Below are 5,895 nucleotides of genomic sequence, written 5' to 3' on the forward strand. Positions count from 1 at the left end.
CCCCGGCCGCGCGGGCGAGCGCGGCCAGCTCGGCGTGGGCCTGCAGCCCGGTCGCCGCGATGCGGACGGCGCTGTCCTCGGCGCCGTACGGGGTCGCCAGCACCGCGTCGACGTGCTCGACCGCGGTGCCGGGATCGTCGCGCCATAGGGCGAGCTCGGCGGCCAGGCCGCGCGCGATGTAATTGAGGAAGTAGTCGTCGGGCAGCAGCGGGTCCAGCCAGCGCAGCCGCTCGTCCACGCCCGCGTCGCCCCGCGCGACCTCCAGGAACAGGGCGTAGGCGGAGGCCTGCGCCTCCGCCCGCCGGGTGACCTGGACGCCGAACCCCTCCGCCAGCCGGGCCGCCTCCGCCCAGTCGCCGGTCGTGTAGCGGATCAGGAACCGCAGGCAGCGCAGCAGGCCGCCGTGCGTGCTCCAGCCGAGGCCGTTGCCGTCGGCGTACCGGGCGCCGTCGTCGGCGGCGCGGGCCGCGTCCGCCAGGTCGCCCCGGTCGAAGCGCAGCCCCGCCGAGTGGAACATCGCCCGCAGCGTCACCAGCGGGCTGCCGCCCGTCAGCGCCAGCTCCAGGGCCCCGTCGATGGTCTCGGCGGCCCGCGGGTCCGCCTGCCGCTTCCAGTACCCGCCGAGGGTGAGCAGCAGGCTCGCCTCGGCGTCGATCGCCGCCACCGCAGCGGGCCACCGCCACGGCCTTCTCCGCGAACGCGGGCATCTCGCCGTCGGTGTCCCGCCACAGCAGCAGCTTGCCGTAGGTGGCCAGGGCGCGGGCGTGCTCGGTCGTGGGCGGCCCGTCCGGCAGCATCGCGACGGCCGCGCGGGCCATCGCCTGCGCCTCGTCGTCCCTGTCCAGCTCGCCGAGGTGCGACGACAGCTCCTCGCGGATCCGGACGCCGAGCAGCCGGTCCGACGGGTCGGCGGTCTCCAGCAGCCGCTGCAGCGAGTGCGCCGCCCGGCGCACCTCGCCCGCCTCGGCCGCGGCCTGCTCGGCGGCCAGCACGACCCGTTCCCGTCCCGTCCCGGCGACCGCCTCCGCGTCCGGGACCGTGTCCCACAGCTCCAGCGCCCGCTCGTAGTGCTCGAACTCCTCCGCGGGCGCGCCGACCCGCCCCGCCTCCCGGGCGGCCCGCACCGACGCGGCGAACGCGGCGGGCAGGACGTGCGCGGCGAGGCTGTGGTAGGCGAGCTCGGCCGCCGAACCCCGGCGCCCGCCCGTCCGCTCGTCGGCCAGCAGCTCCGCGAACGCGGCGTGCAGCCGGGTGCGCTCGCCGGGCAGCAGGTCGGCGTAGACGGCCTCGCGCAGCAGCGCGTGCCGGAAGCTGTACCCGGCGCCGTCCGGGACGAGCAGCTGGTGCGACACGACCTCCCGCAGCGCCTCCCCGGCCGTGTCCTCGGCGAGCCCCGACACCAGCCGCAGCAGCTCGTCGTCGACCCGGCGCCCCGCGACCGCCGCGATCCGCACCACCCGCCGCGCGTCCGGCGACAGGCGTTCGACCCGCGACAGCAGCAGGTCGGCGAGCCCGGCGGGCAGCTCCGCGGACTCCCCGGTGGCGTGCAGTTCGGCGGCGTAGAACGGGTTGCCCTCCGACCGCCGGTGCACCCGCTCGACCGTCTCGGCGGTCGGCGCCGCCCCGGCCAGCGCCGCCAGGTACTCGGCGGTCTCGCCGCGCCCGAACGGCCGCACCTGGACGGACGTCACGTTCGGCAGCCGCCGCAGTTCGGCGACGAGCGGGCGCAGCGGGTGCCGCCGGTGCAGATCGTCCGACCGGTACGTCCCGACGAGGCAGACCCGCTCGCGCTGCAGCACGCGGCACAGGAACGTCAGCAGGTCGCGGGTGGAGCGGTCGGCCCAGTGCAGGTCCTCCAGGACGAGCAGGACGGGACGGTCGCCGCCCAGCTCGCCGAGCAGCCCGAGCGCGGCGCCGAACAGCCGCTGCCGGCCGAGGTCGGGCGCGAGCGGATCGCCCCCGCCGTCCCCGTCGGGCAGCAACCGGCCCAGTACCGGCCGGGTCTCCAGCCCGCCCCGGACGGCCTCCGCGTCGGGCCCGCCGCCGCGCGAGCGCCGTCCACAGCGCGTCCGCGAGCGGCAGGTACGGGACGCTCTCGCCCAGCTCGGCGCACTGCCCGACCAGGACGGCGCAGTCCCGCTCGCGGGCCGCGCGCTCCAGCGTCGACACAAGGTGCGTCTTGCCGATCCCGGCGTCGCCGCCGACGAGGACCGTCCGCGCGCGCCCGGCCGCGGCGTCGTCGAGCGCCCCGGTCAGTTCCGCGAGCTCCGCCGCCCTCCCGATCAGCACCGAATGCGCCCCCTCCGTCGCGTCCGTCCCCATTATCCCACCGGGGCGAAGCTGCTCCGGGCGCACGGGGCGGGCCCCGGACCGGAGGTCCGGGGCCCGTGCCGAGTGCGGCGGGTTGGTGCCGCGGTCGTCAGCGGGCGAGGGCGGGCGTGCGCTCCTCCTCCGCGGCGTGCTCGTCGGCGGGGCTCGGCCGCGTCGTCCTCGCGGGGGGCCGGGACCTCCGGGACCGGCAGCACCTTGTGGTAGGCGCGCAGGGTCTCGGCGGCGATCCGCTCCCAGGAGTAGCGCGAGCGGGCGCGGTCGGCGGCGGCGATCGAGTAGCCGTGCCGGGTGGTCTCCTCCGACAGCAGGTGCCGGATGGTCCGGCCGATCTGCACCGGGCGGCCCGCCGGGACGTGCAGTCCGGTGATCTTGTCGAGGACCTCGTCGGCGTTGCCTCCGGCCGAGGTCGTCACCACCGGGACGCCGCAGGCCATGGCCTCCAGCGGCACCGACGGGGACGGCTGGACGGGCGCGAGGCACAGCGCCAGCCGGGCGGTGCGCAGCAGCCGCGGCAGCGACTTGCGCGGCACCCGGCCGAGGAAGATCACCCGGTCGGCGACGTGCAGTTCCTTGGCCATCAGCTTCAGCTTGTGGACGTCCTGGTCGTTCTCCAGCTCCTCGCGGTCCGGGCCGCCGGCGACGGCCAGCTCGGCGTCCGGGACGTGCACGAGGGCGCGCAGCGCGGTCGGGACGTCACCGGACCGCAGGTCGTCGCAGACCATCACCAGCCGGGCGCGGTCGCCGTGCGGCAGCGCCGGGCCGGTCTGGGCGAAGTGCTCGCCGTCCACCGCGTAGGGGACGACGGTGACCGCCGGGCGGGGGACGCCCATCCGGACGATCGAGTTCGCCTCCTCGACGTGCGCGGCGAGGACGATCGCGGCGTCGCGTCCGATCGCCTTCTCCAGCCGGTCGCGGTGCGGGTGCACCTCCCGGCCGGTGCGGCGCTCGGCGGCGGCGACGCCGTGGTAGCTGTGCGCGAAGGGGATGTCCAGCTCGCGGGCGACGGCGCAGGCGGCCAGGCCGCCGATCCAGCCGTGCGCGTGGACGATGTCCGGACGGCCCGCGCCCGACCAGCGGCGGCGGAGTTCGTCGGCGAAGTCGCGCAGGTACGCCAGCGTCTCGTCCTCCGTCAGCGGACGGGCGGGACCGGCGTCGAGGTGCAGCAGCGAAGCGCCCGGGCCGAGCCGGACGCGGCTCTTGGCGTCCTTGTCCTGGCGCCGGGCGTAGACCGTCACGTGGTTCGGCTCCGCGTCGCCGTGCAGCGGGCGGACGAGAGAGCGTGCGAGATCCCGGACGTGGACGGACTGCAGGTGCTCGCCGTCGAGGTCGGAGGCGGACACGAGCGCGATGTTAAGCGGGCGGTACATAACGGGATCCTCCGGGACGACACAGGGGAAGCCTGGAGGTATCTGCGTCTTAGACACCTGCTCGTAGGGATCTTTACCCCGATGGCAGTCTCCGTCAAACCTCACGAATCGGATCCCTCCACCGGATCGCCTCCGATCAGCGCGGATACCGGCAGATTTACTTTTCCGTGCCGCTCTCTTCGGCCGCCTCGTCGATCCGCCCGGCGCCCGCGGGCACCACGGGCAGGTTGATCGCGGAGGGGCGGCCGGGGGAGTGGAAGAGCTCCTGTTCGGCGATGAGCATCTCGGTCGCGGTGCCGATCGGCGCGCCGGTGCCGGGGTTGCGCGCGACGCGCGGATAGGCGCCGCTGGCGACCTGCACCCGGATCCGGTGCCCGGCGCGGAACCGGTGCCCGGCGGGCCACAGCTCGACCGCGACCGCCCGCACCCCGTCGGCGTCCGCCTCGGGCGTGCCCGGGACGAGCCGCCGCATCCCCTCGCACAGGTTCAGCGACTCGCCCTCGGGCGTGACGTCGCAGAGCCGCACCACGAAGTCGGTGTGCTCCCGGTTCGACCGGACGTGCAGGTCGGCGGTGACCGGGCCGATGATCTCCATGTCCTCGGTCAGCTCGGCGGAGGTGAAGGTCAGCACGTCCCGGCGCCGCTCCAGCCGCCGCTGGTCGGTGGACGGGTGCGTCTCGCCGAGCAGCGTCGGCCCGCCGAGGAACGGCGTCGGATGCTCCGGGTCGTACCGGTACCGGTCCGGCTCGGACTCGGGCGGCTCTGCGGGCGCCAGCCCGCCGTCCGGCCGCAGGTGCCAGCGCTCCTCCCGCATCCCCGGGACGGGCCAGTGCGGGAACTCGCGCCACTCCGCGGCGCCCGTCACGTACAGCCGCACGGGGTTCGGGCGCAGGCCGGACGGGTCGTCCAGCAGGTGGGCGCGGAACCACGCGACCGACTCGCCGACGGACCCGCGCATCATGTGCTGGTCGGCGTGGAACCACGGGCCGATCGTCAGGTACGGCTCCTGCCCGGCGGCCCGCAGCGCCGCGTAGTCCTTCAGCTGCCACGGCAGGAAGATGTCGTACCAGCCGCCCGTCATGTTCACCGGTGCGGTGACCCGCGACACCGTGGGGCTGAAGTCGCGCTTGTCCCAGAACGGGGTGTCGGGGCCGTTGACGAGGAGGTCCTGGAAGAACCGCTGCTGCTCGCCGGTCGCGATCCGGTCCAGTTCGGCGAGCGGACGGCCCGACAGTGCGGCCCGGCGGGCCCGGCGCGGGGACGTGAAACCGGTCGTGATGCCCGACAGGGAGTTCTTCATCCGGGCGGTCATGTCCACCCAGATCAGCGCCGACTCCAGCGCGAACGTCCCGCCGACGTTGACGGCGTCCCGGAACGTGGACGCCGTGACCTGCATCGACAGCGCCTTCAGCGCCGGCCCGGCCTCGGCGGCGACCGCCCACTGCACGTAGCCGAGGTAGCTCGGGCCGTGCATCGCGAACGTCCCGCCGAACCACGGCTGCCGTTTCAGCCACTCGATGGTGGCGAGGCCGTCCTCCCGCTCGTCCAGCGCCTCGAACACGCCGCCGGACCCGAACCCGCCGCGGACGCTCTGCACCACCGCCTGGAACCCGTGCGACGCGAACGCCTGCCCGCACATCAGCCCGAACGGCCCGCGCCGCCCGTACGGGGAGCGCACGAGCACCGTCGGGGGGTTCTCGGCGTCCGCGTCTCCGGGGACGGGCGCGTACCGGTCGGCGAGCAGTGTCACGCCGTCCCCGGCGGGAACTTCCAGGTCCCGTTCGACCGTCACCTTGTGGGGGCCGTTCCGCAGTCCCAGCGCCGTGACCCCCAGCCGGCGCATCATGCCCACGCCTACCACTCGACCGATCGTAAACGACACGGTTCCCTGGCCGGCGACCGGGCTTTCATCGAGATCGCGTCTCGGGCGGGCCACGGCTTAACTACGATCGAGGCGATCCACGTAAAGCGAACTTTGTTCGCACAATGCGCAAATCACCCAGACCGGCGGGCCGATCAGTCGCGCCCGGAAGGAAGGAGACTGCACACCTCTTGACCTGCTCCGCTGCCTAAAGGCGGGGGAGTCCACGGGTCGCCCCGTGGGTTTCCTGCTTCGTCGCCGACCGCCCCGTCCGGGAGGACTCCCGTTGAGGTCTCACACCGGCTCCACAGGCCGACACCGCCAGCCCGGCGGCCA

3 protein-coding genes and 2 pseudogenes are annotated in these 5,895 nt (G+C 75.0%); all 5 read right to left on the minus strand.

What is annotated here, in order from left to right; all coding sequences use genetic code 11:
- The coding region (locus BJF79_RS54005) for an ATP-binding protein (RefSeq protein ID WP_410050159.1) at positions 1–1,982 on the minus strand (1,982 nt) is incomplete at its 3' end.
- Positions 1,951–2,322, minus strand: a pseudogene (locus BJF79_RS67455) (ATP-binding protein); the annotation flags it as partial. The gene BJF79_RS54005 and the pseudogene BJF79_RS67455, both read right to left, overlap by 32 nt.
- A complete protein-coding gene (locus BJF79_RS30105; protein ID WP_075902478.1) occupies positions 2,322–3,698 on the minus strand; it encodes a glycosyltransferase in 1,377 nt (458 codons plus the stop codon). The pseudogene BJF79_RS67455 and the gene BJF79_RS30105, both read right to left, overlap by 1 nt.
- Positions 3,699–3,855: 157 nt before the next feature.
- Positions 3,856–5,544, minus strand: coding sequence for a CocE/NonD family hydrolase (locus BJF79_RS30110; protein WP_075902480.1), 1,689 nt, complete (start codon positions 5,542–5,544; stop codon positions 3,856–3,858).
- Between the two features lie 223 nt (positions 5,545–5,767).
- Positions 5,768–5,895, minus strand: a pseudogene (locus BJF79_RS62220) (RNA-guided endonuclease TnpB family protein); the annotation flags it as partial.

The organism is Actinomadura sp. CNU-125 (assembly GCF_001942465.1).
Classification (GTDB): domain Bacteria; phylum Actinomycetota; class Actinomycetes; order Streptosporangiales; family Streptosporangiaceae; genus Spirillospora.